Origin of the sequence: Curtobacterium sp. MCJR17_055, from assembly GCF_003224335.1 — a bacterium.
Classification (GTDB): Bacteria; Actinomycetota; Actinomycetes; order Actinomycetales; family Microbacteriaceae; genus Curtobacterium.
The window spans coordinates 589641-603531 of the sequence record NZ_QKLF01000002.1 but is presented as its reverse complement, the minus strand read 5'-3'; the positions used below and the strand labels follow the sequence as shown (position 1 = coordinate 603531).

Annotated in this window: 14 protein-coding genes; 10 read left to right on the top strand and 4 right to left on the bottom strand. The window is 63.7% G+C overall.

The annotated features are described in order from the left end of the window. Positions 1-61 precede the first annotated feature (61 nt). Positions 62-583, top strand: coding sequence for a peptide-methionine (S)-S-oxide reductase MsrA (gene msrA, locus DEJ16_RS06925; protein ID WP_110825642.1), 522 nt, complete (start codon positions 62-64; stop codon positions 581-583). 104 nt (positions 584-687) lie between these two features. Here msrA and DEJ16_RS06920 read toward each other — a convergent pair whose 3' ends face one another. Further along, the gene (locus tag DEJ16_RS06920) at positions 688-1194 is read right to left on the bottom strand and encodes an ATP-binding protein (protein WP_110825643.1); all 507 of its coding nucleotides are present in this window, start codon (positions 1192-1194) and stop codon (positions 688-690) included. A gap of 120 nt (positions 1195-1314) precedes the next feature. Here DEJ16_RS06920 and mtnN point away from each other — a divergent pair, with 120 nt between their 5' ends. The 6 genes from mtnN to DEJ16_RS06895 all read left to right on the top strand — a co-directional run bounded on the left by mtnN (position 1315) and on the right by DEJ16_RS06895 (position 9559). Next, positions 1315-2049 (top strand): 5'-methylthioadenosine/S-adenosylhomocysteine nucleosidase, encoded by a 735-nt coding sequence (gene mtnN / locus DEJ16_RS06915; protein WP_110825644.1) that lies wholly within the window; start codon positions 1315-1317, stop codon positions 2047-2049. Positions 2050-2611: 562 nt separating this feature from the next. Further along, on the top strand, positions 2612-3724 hold the full coding sequence (locus DEJ16_RS06910; RefSeq protein ID WP_110825645.1) for a hypothetical protein: 1113 nt from the start codon (positions 2612-2614) through the stop codon (positions 3722-3724). A gap of 38 nt (positions 3725-3762) precedes the next feature. Next, on the top strand, positions 3763-5715 hold the full coding sequence (locus DEJ16_RS06905) for a hypothetical protein (RefSeq protein WP_258365851.1): 1953 nt from the start codon (positions 3763-3765) through the stop codon (positions 5713-5715). Positions 5716-5719: 4 nt separating this feature from the next. Further along, positions 5720-6787, top strand: coding sequence for a hypothetical protein (locus DEJ16_RS06900; protein ID WP_110825647.1), 1068 nt, complete (start codon positions 5720-5722; stop codon positions 6785-6787). Then, positions 6777-8621 carry a hypothetical protein gene (locus DEJ16_RS15525; protein WP_146232837.1) on the top strand — a complete coding sequence of 615 codons (1845 nt, stop codon included), beginning with the start codon at positions 6777-6779 and terminating at the stop codon, positions 8619-8621. Before DEJ16_RS06900 ends, DEJ16_RS15525 begins: the two co-directional genes overlap by 11 nt. Next, on the top strand, positions 8621-9559 hold the full coding sequence (locus DEJ16_RS06895) for a carbohydrate kinase family protein (protein WP_110825801.1): 939 nt from the start codon (positions 8621-8623) through the stop codon (positions 9557-9559). Before DEJ16_RS15525 ends, DEJ16_RS06895 begins: the two co-directional genes overlap by 1 nt. Positions 9560-9934: 375 nt before the next feature. Here the strand turns inward: DEJ16_RS06895 and DEJ16_RS15520 are convergent, their stop codons facing one another. Both DEJ16_RS15520 and DEJ16_RS15515 read right to left on the bottom strand, forming a co-directional pair. Then, positions 9935-10231, bottom strand: coding sequence for a helix-turn-helix domain-containing protein (locus DEJ16_RS15520; protein ID WP_146232836.1), 297 nt, complete (start codon positions 10229-10231; stop codon positions 9935-9937). A gap of 288 nt (positions 10232-10519) precedes the next feature. Continuing rightward, on the bottom strand, positions 10520-11644 hold the full coding sequence (locus tag DEJ16_RS15515) for a hypothetical protein (RefSeq protein ID WP_146232835.1): 1125 nt from the start codon (positions 11642-11644) through the stop codon (positions 10520-10522). Between the two features lie 420 nt (positions 11645-12064). Here DEJ16_RS15515 and DEJ16_RS06885 point away from each other — a divergent pair, with 420 nt between their 5' ends. Together DEJ16_RS06885 and DEJ16_RS06880 are read left to right on the top strand one after the other, a co-directional pair. Beyond that, positions 12065-12304 carry a hypothetical protein gene (locus tag DEJ16_RS06885; protein ID WP_110825649.1) on the top strand — a complete coding sequence of 80 codons (240 nt, stop codon included), beginning with the start codon at positions 12065-12067 and terminating at the stop codon, positions 12302-12304. A 139-nt stretch (positions 12305-12443) separates the two neighbouring features. Next, positions 12444-12638, top strand: coding sequence for a hypothetical protein (locus tag DEJ16_RS06880; RefSeq protein WP_110825650.1), 195 nt, complete (start codon positions 12444-12446; stop codon positions 12636-12638). Between the two features lie 165 nt (positions 12639-12803). Here the strand turns inward: DEJ16_RS06880 and DEJ16_RS06875 are convergent, their stop codons facing one another. After that, entirely contained in the window at positions 12804-13154 is a 351-nt protein-coding gene (locus DEJ16_RS06875; protein ID WP_110825651.1) for a hypothetical protein, read from the bottom strand. A gap of 192 nt (positions 13155-13346) precedes the next feature. Here DEJ16_RS06875 and DEJ16_RS06870 point away from each other — a divergent pair, with 192 nt between their 5' ends. Then, positions 13347-13844: a hypothetical protein gene (locus tag DEJ16_RS06870; RefSeq protein WP_110825652.1), complete on the top strand. Its 498-nt coding sequence runs from the start codon at positions 13347-13349 to the stop codon at positions 13842-13844. Positions 13845-13891: the final 47 nt, after the last annotated feature.

Sequence of the window (13891 nt, the reverse complement as noted above, 5' to 3'; positions counted from 1 at the left end):
AGCCGTCCCTCTGTTGCACCGGGTACTGTCGCAGCCAGCGTCACGAACCACGGAGGTACCGATGACCACCACCGAGACCGCGATCCTCGCCGGCGGGTGTTTCTGGGGAGCGCAGCAGCTCCTCCGCCGCCGACCGGGAGTCCTCAGCACCCGTGTCGGCTACTCGGGCGGCGACGTGCCGAACGCCACCTACCGCAACCACGGCACGCACGCCGAGGCGGTCGAGATCGTCTTCGACCCGTCGGTGATCTCCTACCGTGAGCTCCTCGAGTTCTTCTTCCAGATCCACGACCCGTCGACGAAGAACCGCCAGGGCAACGACGTCGGCATGAGCTACCGCTCGGCCGTCTTCTTCACCTCGGACGAGCAGCGCGACGTCGCCCTCGACACCATCGCCGACGTCGACGCCTCCGGTCTGTGGCCGGGCAAGGTCGTCACCGAGGTCACCCCCGCCGGCCCCTTCTGGGAGGCCGAGGAGGAGCACCAGGACTACCTCGAGAAGATCCCGAACGGGTACACGTGCCACTTCGTGCGCCCGGGCTGGGTCCTGCCGAAGCGCAGCGAGGCGGCCGCCACGGCCTGACCGGTCGCGCCGTCACAGCCCACGGACGGGAGGCCCGGTACCAGCTGGTACCGGGCCTCCCGTCCGTCGTCGGGTCGTCGCCGTCGCCCCGGCGACCAGGCGCGTCAGCGCGGGGCGTCGCCGCCGGTGTCCTCCGCGACGTCGTGCTCGCGCTGGAGCGATTCCGGGAGTCCCATCACGAGGCGCCACCGGTTGCCCTCGGGGTCCCGCTCGTAGGAGAAGTCGTCCATCAGGAGCTCGATCATCGCGATCCCGCGGCCGGACTCGGCCATCTCCTCGGGGTCCGGCATCTCGGTGCGGAACGGCACCTGCACCTCGGCGCCGCTGTCGCTGAGCACCGCCTCGAGCGTGGTCGACGTCCGCCGCAGCGTCAGCTGGCACACCAGCCGTTCGTTCCCCTCGGCGTGCTCGATGACGTTCCCGGCGAGTTCGAGCAGCGCGGTCTCGAACCGCATCCGCTCACCCGGGCCGAGGTCGGCGTTGCGGTGCCAGAGGTCGTCCACCGAGTCGTGCACCTCGTCCACGTCGTTCGGCGGCACGACGAGCAGCACGGTGCGCTCCCATGCCGGGCCGGAGATCGCCGAACCGTCAGCAGTGCCGTCAGTCACCATGCGCACATCCTCACATCTCGGTGGGGGTCTGCGGCAGTACCCCGAACGCCCTACCCCTCTCCTCGCTCGCTCACGCGCTCGCTCGCCGGGTCCGTGCCGTCCGTGTGGGAAGATCGCGGGGTGGACGCCACTCGACGACCCGCGGCCGTCGTCATCGCCGCGATGAGTGAAGAGGTCTCGGCGTTCACGGACCTGTTCGGCGGCGGCCCGGTCCTCCGCGGCCCGACCGGCGGCCACGACGAGCACCACCTCCTCGACGTCGGCGGCGCCACGGTCGCCGTCCGCCGGAGCGGGATCGGCTTCACGAACGCGACCGCTGCCGTCGCCCACGCCTTCCACGACTTCGGCCCCGGCGTCCCCGTCATCAGCGTGGGCACCGCCGGCGGCCTCGCCCAAGAGGTCCAGCTCGGCGACGTCGTCGTCGGGGACTTGTACGTCAACCTCAACGCCGATGCCACCGCATTCGGGTACGTGCTCGGTCAGGTGCCGGGCATGCCTCCCGAGTACGGCGCCGACGCCGATCTCATCCGTCGCGCCCGCGAGGTCCCGACCGACGACGTCGTCCGCACGGCGTCGATCGGCTCGAGCGAGGTCTTCGTCACCGACGGCCGGGCCCGGGACCTCCGCCGCACCTTCCCGACGGTCGCAGCGGTGGACATGGAGTCGGCGGCCATCGCGCAGTTCGCCTCCGTGCACGCCATGCCGTTCGTGTCGATCCGCGGCATCAGCGACCTGTGCGCCCCGGACGGCGACGAGTTCCGGGAGCACCTCGACGACGCGGCTGCGCGGGCGGCGCGGGTTGCGCACCGGGTCGTCGTGGGGTTGGCGCGGGGTGCGGTGCTGCCGGGGGGCTGACGTCTGTGCACATCGACGAGGAGGGACCTGATCACCTGGACCCCGGCACGGAGTCGCTCCACGACATCGCGCTCACCACGACCGGCCAGGGTGGCTCCGTAACGCTGCACATCCCGATGGGGCCGACACTCCACGAGCACGCAGTCCTGGACAGTCTGCATCCACCGGAGGCTCGATGAGAACACCCACCAGCCGAGTGGCTGCGACCGTCGCACTGCTCGTCGCCGTCCCGTTGCTCCTCACCAGCTGCCAGCGAGGACCGGCAGTGCAACGGAACGAAGCGAAGAAGGACGTCGTCGATGTCTCCGTCGGCGGAAGAAGCACTTCGCCTCACTCGCGCCCAGGCGCTCCCCCATGCCAGAGTTCGTTCACGCTTCCAGCTCCCCGTAGTCGATGGTCTCCACTAACGCCCGCAGCACCGGCCCGCAGCGGAGTTCGAATGGCAAATCAAGACTCCGCGCCGACGGCACCCACGCCACCCCGATGGGGGCCAGCGGACACTAGCTGAGGAACACTACACTTTCCTTCGGTCAGCGTGAGATCACGCCGAGAACGGGGTAGCGTGCGGAATTCACTCGCGCAGACGGTCCTTGCTGAGGTGACATCAGAGCACGATCTCGAGCGCCTGAGCGAACTGCTGTCAAAGCTGCAGGTTCTCAGTCGAACCAAGTACGATGAATATGGCGGCTACATGCCCGGTGTGAAGTTCATCGAGTCTTTGGCAACATGGCTCGACTGCTTCGACCGAGGCGACCGGACCGTGGCGCTCGAGTTCGTTCTCCAACGCCTGGTGTTCATCTCGGCGGCCGAGATGGAGCATCTTGTATCGACTGTATACCAGGATTTTTTGAGACCCTGGTTCCGCCGACAAGCAGCAGAGCAGCTCGGGCTGCCTTTGTGGCAGGTTGCGCGCATAACTGCATCGGATGAGTTCAAAGCGGTGCAGCGGCGGACCTTGGTTCTTGGGATGAGTGACGGCGCGCGGCTTGATCGCCTCCGGCGGGCGAGCAACATGTCGACAGAACAGTTCCACCTCGACTACGTCATTGACACCGAAAAAGCGAAGGACATGCGGGCGACGCTCGAGGAGGCCCTTGAGAAGCAGGGTCTGCAGGCGGAGCCAACCTTCCAGTCAGTCCTCGTCGTCGACGACTTTTCCGGCTCCGGCGCGTCCATGCTACGTAAGGAACATGACGTGTGGAAGGGCAAGGTTCCGAAGATACTGCGCCAAGTCGACCTGTTGCACAGCGAGGGCGTAGTCGCGGATGATGTACAGGTCACGGGTCTGCTTTATCTGATGACAGAGAACGCCGAGTCTACCTTGCGGACCCGACTCATCGAAGCCGGGTACGCCGACCGTTTCACAGTCAAGTCTGCATACACGTTCCCCGAAACGTTCCCTCTCAGCGATGCCCGCGACAGCGACTTCCTCGCATTGTGCGATCGGTATTTCCGCGCCACGTGGGTTACTGACGCCACGAGAGTCGGGGGTGATGACCTCCGATTCGGATTCGGCGGCTCCGCTCTCCCGCTTGTCCTGCATCACAACGCGCCGAACAACGCACCGCCGATCCTGTGGAAGGATGACGGAGCAGACGCCGAACGCTCACCGGACGCGAGCCCGTGGACCGGCGTGTTCCCCCGGCACGAACGACACCACCCCGGACGACCATGAGCCCATCAGGTAACCCATTCCGATCCCGCTACACGGAAATGCAGCGGGACCGCGCCGGGTTCCTCACCACCTTCAGCACCACAATGCTCGAAGCGCTTCCGGACGCCGCGGTCGCATGGAACCGCCTGGTCGTCTTACGCAGCGCTCCCGGCGCTGGCAAGACGTCGATGCTTCGGATGCTGACGCCGGACAACCTCGCAGCGTTCCGGAGTCCCACTCGCGATGATCACCTCGAAGAGCTTCGATCCGCGCTGAATTCCAGTGGAGTCCTCAGCGACGGCAGGCCCCAGCTGCTCGGGCTGATGGTGAGTGTGGGACGCGACTATCGTTCCCTCGTCGATCTCGGACCGCAAGGCGCCGGTGCTCTGAAGATCTTTTTCAAGCTTCTCGACGCGCGAATATTGACGCGGGCGGTCGAAGCAGCTCTCACGGCGACTGATCAGCGCTTCCCCGACGGCGCCTCGTCGGTCGAGTTCCAACCGAACGCCGGGCCCGACACCGAACGCGCACGGGCACTCGCAAAACGTCTCTTCAACATCGACAACGCTCCCTTCAACGGGCAGCAGATCCTCGATCAGTTGCGCGAGAAGGAACGAACCGTTCTGGACTTACTCGGCTCTTTAATGCCAGTTGATTGGGAAAGCGTCGACGGTCACCCGGATCTTCTCTCGCTGGAATTCCTCGCAACGACAAGAATCTTCATCAATGGCTCTGAGCTTCACGCCCGGCCGGTGCTGCTCTTTGATGACGTGCACGACCTTGACCCCGATCAGAGAACCGCTCTCTACAACGCGCTGATCGTCCGAGAACCGCGAGTTGGCCGTTGGATTGCGGAACGACGGTCGGCCGTCCCTCTCAATGAACTGCTGATCGGTCGAACGGAGGGCCGAGAATACAGCCTCATCGAGATTGAGAAGCATCTCGACCGACCGTTCAAGCAGCGGCAGATCATGACCGCAATCGCTGACAGCAGAGCGATGCGCCCGTTGCTGTCACAGGGCAGGAATGAGCTATTCTCGATGCTTTTGAGCAACACTGAGTCTATCCCGGATGGTCTCATGGAACGTGCTCTTGCGGAAGCGGAACGGGATGCCTCCGCCGCGGTCGAGGCGCACCCTGAGCATCGGCAATGGCTCGCACGCTTGACCGAGCAAGGTGAAGCACAATCGGTTCTTGAACGCGCAGTCGGATTTCGCGAGCTACGAATCCTAATTGAACGGAACTTGAACCGTCAAGCTCCTACATTGTTCGATTTTGTGGAAGAACTTGACCCGGACCGCGCTGATAAGCTTTCAAGCAGCAGCACCCGCGCAGCTGCAAAATTATTCCTCGCTCGTGAACAAAATATTCCTTATTACTTCGGGCCGAACGTCCTTGCGGAACTATCCAGCAGAAACATCGAACAGTATCTCGCTCTCGCCGGTGACCAGTTCGACCTCATCCTCTCGGCGTTAATGATCCGGGGCCGCTCCCCGTATTTACTTGCCTCTGAACAGGATGTCCGCGTGCGGCGAGGCAGCAAGGAGATGTGGAACACTATTCCACGTCGAATACCCAACGGCATGGATGTGCAAGCTCTGCTGTACTCCATCGCCGAGCGCGGGCGAGCCGAGACGTATCAGCCGACCGCGCCATACGCGCCGGGTGTGACCGGCATGGCTCTTGAATGGTCAGAAGCGCAGCGCCTGTTCCGCGCACCGCAACAGGACAGCAACCTGGAGCGCCTTCGAAACGCCTTTGGCCAAGCAGTGGCCAACAACTTGTTGGAGACCACCGCCGAACCGCAGTCAGTGAAGAACAGCCGCTTCCAAGTGTTCTATCTCAATCGGATGCTGCTTCCGCATTTCTCGCTACCGCTGCAACGAGGCGGGTTCCGAGAACAGAGCGTCGCACGGACTCTGAACCGTTGGACGCGCGCGGCCGCCCGGCTTGGCGGGCACCTCCCGGACATCGATGACGACGTCAGCCTCCCAGACGAACGGCTTCTGTAACCCCATGGCTCCTGATCTGAGATGGCTTGACTACGTCTTTGCCGATAGTTCCGATGAGTCCGTCCACTTCTGGCGCGCCGCCGCGGAAGCGGGCGGCCGAACACTGCTGCTCTGCGGCGCCGGCTTCGACCCGCGTACGCTCGACGTCCCCCACCGAGTCGCGCAAAGCATCACCGACCTAGATGTCCTCGCCCTCGAACTCGCACCGCCCGGCTCCCACGACACCGCCGACCAAGTGGCAGCTACGCACCAGGACGAACTGCGCAACCTGTTCTCATCCCAACTTCGGTTCGTTCCACGAGTCACATCCTCGGATCCGTCGAGCCAGTCCGCAAAGCTCACCCGGGCCCTCGTGCGGGACTACGCCCTTCTGCAGTACGACACCATCTTGCTGGACATGTCGGGCCTGCCTTCGATGGTGTCGTTCGCGATCCTGCAACTGCTGCTCACCCAGGCCGGTCAGCACATCAACCGATTCGCCGGAAACCTCCTCGCGATCGCATCCGAGGACCCCGTCACGGACAGCAGGATCATCGCGTCCGAGCTCGACGAACCCGAGATGCTCCCCGGGTTCGCGGGTGCCGATGAGACGGCGGCAACCACGATCTGGATCCCCGTACTCGGACGCAGCTCCGTCGATGAAGTCCAAGCTCTCAGCACCTTCCTGCAGCCTGAAGAGGTGTGCGCGGTCATCCCGTTCCCGGCCACCGATCCCAGGACCGGCGACGATCTCCTGCTTGAGCATCGGCAACTCCTTTTCGATGAGCTGCAGCTCGAGCAGCGGAACGTCTTCTACGCGAGCGAGTCCAATCCCTTCGATCTGTACCGTCAGCTGGTCAACCTCGCGGACCGGTACCGCCAGGCTCTCCGTCCGCTCGGGTCGACCGCCGTTGTCGTCAGTGAACATACGAGCAAGATGCTCGGACTCGGCGTCGTCCTCGCTGCGCACGAACGAGGTCTCTCTCTAGCGCATGCCCGTCCCATGTCGTACCGGCTGCACGAGGCACCTCCGGGTAGACGAACGGTCAATATCTCAACCGCATGGCTATTAGGAGCACCGTATGCCGTCTGATCCGACTGCGGACTACCGGGCCGAATCAGGCGAACTCCCGCAGGTGTACCGCCTCGCAGCTGCAGTGACAGTCGACAAAACGTTGCGCCGACTAATGTCGTCGCGGCATGCCTACATGATCGCGTCCGGAGGCGCCGCGCCCGCAGCAGCCATCGCAGCGAAGCTACATTCCGACAACGGCGCATCAGCGGAAGTCGTCTCCCCGCTCGCGTTCATCGAGCGCCGAGCATTACCAACTGATTCAATTGCCGTGGTGTTCTCGGCGCGCGCACGTCACCCGGACTCATCAATGGCGGTCAGTCACGCTCTCGCTCATGGCCTTCATGTCGTTCTGTTGACAACACGCTCACCATCGGAGCTCGCTGCCCCTTTCAACAGCTTTCGGGTGCACGTAATCACTGTACCGACCGCCCGACCCAAGGACGGGTTCCTTGCCACCGGGAGCGTGCTGTCGATGAGTACCGTGGTCGCACGCGCCTACGAAAGCACCCTTCCCCCCACATTAAGCCTTCCCGCCCTGCCAGAACTGACTTCTGAAGGGCCGTTGGTCGTCCTCTACGGCTCCGGGGGTTACCCGGCGGCGTTAGACATCCAGATCAGATACGAAGAACTCGGTTTGGCTCCGGTAGAGCTTGCCGACTACCGCAACTTCGCACATGGAAGGCATGTGGGATTGCAGCGGCGCGCATCGCACGCCGCAGTGCTAGCGCTGATCACTCCGGAAGTCGAAGCGATCGCTGAGCGCACGCTCCGCACCGTCCCGAGCGCCATCCGGATCGTCCGAATTCGAACGACTACACCAGGCGTTGCCGGATCACTGCAGCTACTCGCCGCCGCAATGCAGACGCCGACGCTGCGCGCCGCTGCGCAGAATTTGGCGCTCAGCAAGCCGCCGGTTCCCGCATTTGGGCGCGAGCTCTACCATCTTCCGTTCAAACGGTTGTTCCCGACCCCGGAGGACAATCCCGTCACGCGGAAGGCACGTGCCATCGGCACAACGTCGTCCGACGCGCTACCGCTAGTGCGGGTAGCGTACGACCGGTGGCGACTGTGGGTAGGGCGCCAGCGGTTCACGACGATCGTCTTGGACTACGACGGCACGTGCGTGGACACCACGGCTCGGTACGAGTTGCCCCGGGCAGAAATCCGGGACGCCCTTCTGCAACTCCTACAGAACGGCCTTCAGCTTGCGTTCGCTTCTGGCCGTGGGAGCAGCCTCTACACGGCGCTTCAAGCGTGGGTGCCGGAGCATCTCCGCTCGCAAGTTCAGCTCGGGTTACACAACGGCGCTTGGGAGCAGGCGCTCGACGCGCCGCTGACCCCGCCAAAAGATGAATCCGCGTGGGTTCAAGAAGTCTGTGCTTCCCTCGCTGCATTTGTTGAACTCGGCGCCATCGTCGTCCGGCAAGGGCACCAGCAGGTCGGCGTCGAGCCCGCCGGGAACGGCGCGTCCGTCGCCGCTGCGCGGAGCATTGTGAACTCTGTCGTTGAGCTCCTCGACGCGCCCGTACAGGTCGTATCTAGCGGCCACAGTGTTGATGTTGTTGCAGCTGACAGCGGTAAGGCACCGTTCCTTCGGAAACTACAACAGCGATCCGGAGCCGCGCTGGCCGTCGGCGATCAAGGCGCGCCCGGCGGTAACGACTTCGCGTTACTCACGGCAACAAAGCTGAGTGTCAGCGTCGACCGGTGCTCGCCTGCGCTGGATCGTTGCTGGCCGCTTGGCCGGTCTGGCCAGCGTGGACCAGATGCTCTCCTCGATGTCGTCGGAATGCTGCACACTTCTAACGGGGTGACAAGACTGGTCCCTCCGAAGGTGAAGAATGGGACGTGATGAGCTACTCCGAGTTGCCGGCAACGTCCCACACCGTCGTGACCAGCGGCTTCGCCGCCGTCGACGTGATGATCAACGGAAGCGTCTGCGCCTCTCCGGGCGGCACGGCGGTGAACGTGGCCGCAATCCTCGCGCGCCTTGGATGGCACTCCGAAGTGGCAGGAACCATCGGCACCGACCCAGCTGGACTCTTCCTTGCGGAATCGCTGGAAGCCGACGGGGTAGGAACGCATTCGCTGCGGCTTTTTGACCAGTGGAAGACCCCCATCGTCGTGCAGGAACGCCGCCGCGATGACCACGCGTGGCGCTTCGCGTGTCCAGCGTGCGGCGCCAGGTTCGCCAAGCACCGGCCGTCAGAGGTGGCATACGCTACGGCGGTGGTTGAGCAGTTGCCCGCTCCCGACGTCTTCTTCTTCGACAGAGTCAGCCTTTTCACCATCGAACTTGCTCGTCGGTGGAAGGAAGCTGGGTCGCTGGTCTTCTTCGAACCGGCCGGACTGGGTCGGCCTGCGCTTTTCGACCGGGCGGTCGACGTGTCTGACGTCGTGAAGTACAGCGCCGAGCGCGCCCCTGCCTTCGCTGAGCGGCTGCCGACGGACCTGACGACCCTGATTGAGACCCTCGGACCGGCTGGCGCACGAATCCGTATCGACGGCGTGTGGACCGACGTTCCGGGTCATCCGGTAACAGCTCTTGTTGACTCCGCTGGAGCCGGCGATTGGACATCCGCTGGCATCATCGATGCTCTGTTCACCTCAGGAGGTGAACCGGACTGGGAAAGGGCGTTGGTCGCAGGGCAGCGGCTCGGAGCCGACGCTTGCGGTTGGGAGGGAGTACGGCCGGAGCCGGCAACACATATCGCCGGCGATTTCGAGGCGTTCGGATGCCCGCGGATGCTCTCAGAACGGCGCACGAACGCGCAAATGTCCCTCGGATAACCGACCGGCCCGCCACCCCGGCGTGCATCTCAGCCCGGTGGACCCCACCGCGCATCGGTCCCCACACGGCTAACACCGCACAAGCTGCATTGCTCATCGAACGCACCGACCATCGCCGCACTACGACTTCTCGAACGCCTCGGACGCCGACCTCGCTCGTCTGTTGCTCGCGGCAGCAGACGTCCTCCTCCAGGACTTGCGTGCTCACCGACAGTTCATTGCACAGCTGCGCATCGCTACCGCTGCAACGCCATGTCAAGAAGGTGAACTCGCCGGTCTGCGTTGTTGCCTCTCGCAGCTCGAGGAAGCAAAGACGGCTCTCCTGTGGCCATCAGTTGGCCGTCGTAGATCGTCTCTGAGATGAACGTCGAGGCGTCAGAGTGGGCCGGCGTCGGGCGCTGCGGTCAGGACGGGGAACGACCGGTAGTACCGGTCGAGCCCCTTCTCCACGACCACTCCGTTGTAACGGCTTGCGATGAGTCTTTCCGCGCAGAGGCTTTCTGATGGCAGCTCTCTTCCGTCTTCGAGTGCCCGGACGACGCGGTGGTCTCTGCCGACTGCGGCGGCAACGGCCTCGACGCTCAGCCCGAGCGCCTCATCGCGCAGCCTGACTTCCCAGCCGAGCTGCTGCTGGGTGTCGTGGCGGGCTGGTTCGGGTCGGGGTCGCGGCATGCGGTCATTCTGTCGTTGGGGCAGGTATCCCTCAACGGGCCGGTCTCTTCCTGCTGTGAGCACCCTTCATCTGGAAGGTCAGCGTAAGGAGTCGAACGTGATGGAGGCAGCTCTTCCCCACTTGGTGACCGTCCTGGTCGCGGCCGGATTGATCGCCGGCGCTTACGTCGCCGCAGCAGCCCAGCGTCGGCTGCAACGCGCCTCGATGGCATGGACATCCGACGTGTCTGCGCAGTGCAGAACAACGACTCGTGGTGGGTGCCTACGCTCGTTGCGCAGAACGCTTCGTCAGTTCGATAGTTCCCACACTTGAGCGGCGGTCTGGGCTTTCACCTCATGAAGGGCGCCCGTCGGGTCAACCTTCTTTGCCCACCGCGGCCTGATTCTTGTCGAACCCTTCTCGAGTCCGTATGTGAACACCGCATGATCCGGATTGAACAGGTTGAACAGCGCTATGTTGTGGCCGTTCATTGATCCGTGGTGAGGAGCCGTCACCACGCACGTCCGAACGGGCGACGGCAACCACTTATGCCATTCCGCCGCGAATGCATGCCAGACAAGACCGACATTGAGCGGCAAATCCCCCGTGTGGACCCATCCATCTGTGCATGAATGTGCGAAGTGTCCTGGATTCGACGGAACAAAAGGGTGTTTGGCAGGAGGCTTTGTAGATCCGCTGTACAGGCTTATTGATGACCAGTTGGTAATGGTCGTTCGACCGCGCGGGATCCCGTGAGCATGCGCAACCTCTTCCATGATGGCGCGAGCAGCGCGTCGATGGGCGTGCGACCGGACCACGCTCTGGCGGGCCGCTTCCAGGCTGACGTCGAGCTTCAGTTTCGATTTGATCCGCTTCGCCACCTCTTTCAAGGTCTTCTTCGGAACCGTGAGTTGTGTGACGAGCAGCATCCACGGCATACCTGCCGGAGTGAGATCTGTTCCCGAGGCGATCGTTCGTACTGGTGCGGCAACAACCGCTCCGTCGGCGTCTACCTGCTGGGCAAGGTCAACAGCAACGTCCGGGTCGGCTGCGTTGAGGCCGTCTTGCACCAAGAGAACTTCCGCGAATCCGAGGTTTGCCGCGAACGCAGCGATGCTTGCGTCAGATTGCAGGAGGCTCATGCTCGCAGCGTTCCCTGCTCGATGAGATTGTCGGAGCATGCCGAAGAGCCTCGATACGGGTCCGAGCCAGGGTATGACAAGCCTCCCGACCGATATCGTTGACCGACTCATCTCCCTCGCAAGAAACTGCAACCTATTCACATGATCTTCGTCGAGATGTGATACGAAGATAAAGTCAATGCGCGCCACGCCTCGATCAACTAGGTCCTTCGCCAAGTCACGAATGGCTGATTCAAGTTTGCCCACACGCGGCGCCGCACCGACGTCGTAGATGTAGGTCAGCGGACTCACCCCCAGTTGCGCGACAGTAGTGGCATGGAACCCACCGTGCCCGACCCGATACTGCACTCGGTGCGCACTAAGCGGCGCCCCGCCCCCTGCTACTGACATTCGCTCAAGATAGCGTACTTCTCTGCCCGCGGAGACTGGAAGGTCTTCGGTCGCAGCTCCCGCACTGCGTCCACGTCTGCCTCGTCGAGGACACACAACGACCCGAATGAGCTCGCGAAAATCCACGTCTGGGCGATGGCGGACGAATACGAGGTCGCAGCCCGTGGCCGCATCCGTCAGCGGGTCCGCCACGCGTCCGACGCGGCAAACTGACCGTGCCGCTCGTTGACGCCTGGCTCGCCACACACGATGGCGTCGACCTTATGCGCGGATCGAAGGCACTCCCGCCGACGACGCAGAGTCCCATGAGCAGCGTTGCTGATGGATATCATCAGCCACCTCCCTCTCCCCGTCGTCTTGTCTGTCGCCGGGGGAGGACTCAGTTCGTTGCAGCGCTACCTCGACGCAGCCTCCTTCGACGTCTTTGGCCAGTACGAGACGGCGCTCCGCACGCCAGCGCGGGACGACTCAATCATCACGCACGAGACGAACATGTCGCAGGTCCGCGGCCTCGGCCACAATGACCCCTCCGCCACCATCGGCGTAGGTGACTTCCGATGAGCGCCTATGACTCCGGAAACATGTGGGACACGCAGGTCGCCGCGAGCCTGCCCCCGCTGCGCCAGGCCACCGGCGACTCAGTCACGGACAGGGAAGTGCAGCAGGTGCCGGCGCTCGGTCCCTCATCGACGCGGACCTGGTGCTGACGTGGCTCAGCCGGGTGCACATGTCGAAGGTGATTTCGCGCATCCAACGGTGGCGAGCCGAGGACCGCGCTGCTTCCGGCGCAGCCCCTGGCGGGCGCAAAGCACACATCGACGACAGCTACACCAAGCAAGAGCTGCCGATGCAGAACGAGTACACCGGCAAGGAAGTCGACAAACCCGTTCTCTAACTCGAAGCAGACCTCTTCCCACATAAGAAGAGCCGAAAGAACCGCGATGCCGCAGAAGAAGGAGGCACATCAAAGCCTCCGATTGGGAGATGGTGTTCATGGCGAACATCATCATGGACGTCCACGAAGACCCCTACGCGGACAAGGAAGGCGCTCCGCCGCCGCTCATCCGCGCTGCGAGCCCCGGCACGCCCAACAAGCACCGGCGAGCACAGCATCGCCCTCGTCGACTCGCTCCTCGACAGCGGATACGACATCACCCGACTCGTCTTCGACGCCGGCTACAGCCAGCTCACAATGGAGCAGTTCCACCAGCCCCTCGCCGGCAAGCACGGCTCGCGACTCGGTATCAGCAACGGCGTCGGCGTCGCCCCCTTCGCTGGCGACCGTTTCTTCTGCGCCGGAACTGCGAAGCATCTGCTCGCGACTGGGAAGCACTTCGACGAAGGCACCATCACCGGAGAGCTGCACCGGAAAGAGGTCCTTTAGCGCGAGGACTACGAGCTGCACCTGCACGACCGCGTGAAAGACGGTTCGAAGATGAGGTTCGTCTGACCCGCATTGGGACCGTCATCGACGGTCGACTGCCCCCTGCGTGAACTGCTCCAAAGCAAAGCCGTCTGAAGAAGCGGACCGGCCGCGAATCTACGAGCGGGACATGCCGCAGCTCGCGGCCGAGAACCGGGTCTGCTGCAGAACACCATCACGGTGAAGGCGAGCGACAACGTCAAGAACCGGCAGAAGCTTCGCTGGCACAGCAAGGAGTGGTGGCGCACGTACCGGGTTGGCCGGAACACCGTGGAGAGCCTCAACGACACCGTCAAGGACGACATCGAACTCGACAAGTCCTCCCACCGCCCCATGCGCGGTATGGCCGGACAGCAGTTCGCCTTCGCGCTTCTCATGGTCGCCGCGAACATGAAACGCATCATCGAGTTCGAGCACCAGCTCTACATCCTCGACAAGCGCACCCAAGAAGGACGAGCACCACAGCGCCGCAAGCAGAAGCACGAACTGCTGCCTCGCCGACGTGACCGGCTCAACCGCTCGAACTGCAAGGCCAACCCCGACCCCCGTAAAGCTCATCCCCCCAGCGGACGTAAACCGGCACGCCGCTCCGAACCGAACAAGCACCACCAGCACCCCGGACGCTTCACCGCCCAGAAACGCTCCAGAGGCGTCCGAGGTGCTTTGGCGCGCCCGTAAACTCGAGCGCGCAGCCCTCTGACGGCAGGACAAGACCGGAATGGCCC

What these genes read in the sequence shown, in the direction of transcription:
- msrA (WP_110825642.1), top strand. Translation starts at nt 62, where the DNA reads ATGACCACCACCGAGACCGCGATCCTCGCCGGCGGGTGTTTCTGGGGA.
- DEJ16_RS06885 (WP_110825649.1), top strand. Translation starts at nt 12,065, where the DNA reads ATGGATATCATCAGCCACCTCCCTCTCCCCGTCGTCTTGTCTGTCGCC.
- DEJ16_RS06900 (WP_110825647.1), top strand. Translation starts at nt 5,720, where the DNA reads ATGGCTCCTGATCTGAGATGGCTTGACTACGTCTTTGCCGATAGTTCC.
- DEJ16_RS06905 (WP_258365851.1), top strand. Translation starts at nt 3,763, where the DNA reads ATGCAGCGGGACCGCGCCGGGTTCCTCACCACCTTCAGCACCACAATG.
- DEJ16_RS06895 (WP_110825801.1), top strand. Translation starts at nt 8,621, where the DNA reads ATGAGCTACTCCGAGTTGCCGGCAACGTCCCACACCGTCGTGACCAGC.
- DEJ16_RS15520 (WP_146232836.1), bottom strand. Translation starts at nt 10,231, where the DNA reads ATGCCGCGACCCCGACCCGAACCAGCCCGCCACGACACCCAGCAGCAG.
- DEJ16_RS06920 (WP_110825643.1), bottom strand. Translation starts at nt 1,194, where the DNA reads ATGGTGACTGACGGCACTGCTGACGGTTCGGCGATCTCCGGCCCGGCA.
- DEJ16_RS15525 (WP_146232837.1), top strand. Translation starts at nt 6,777, where the DNA reads ATGCCGTCTGATCCGACTGCGGACTACCGGGCCGAATCAGGCGAACTC.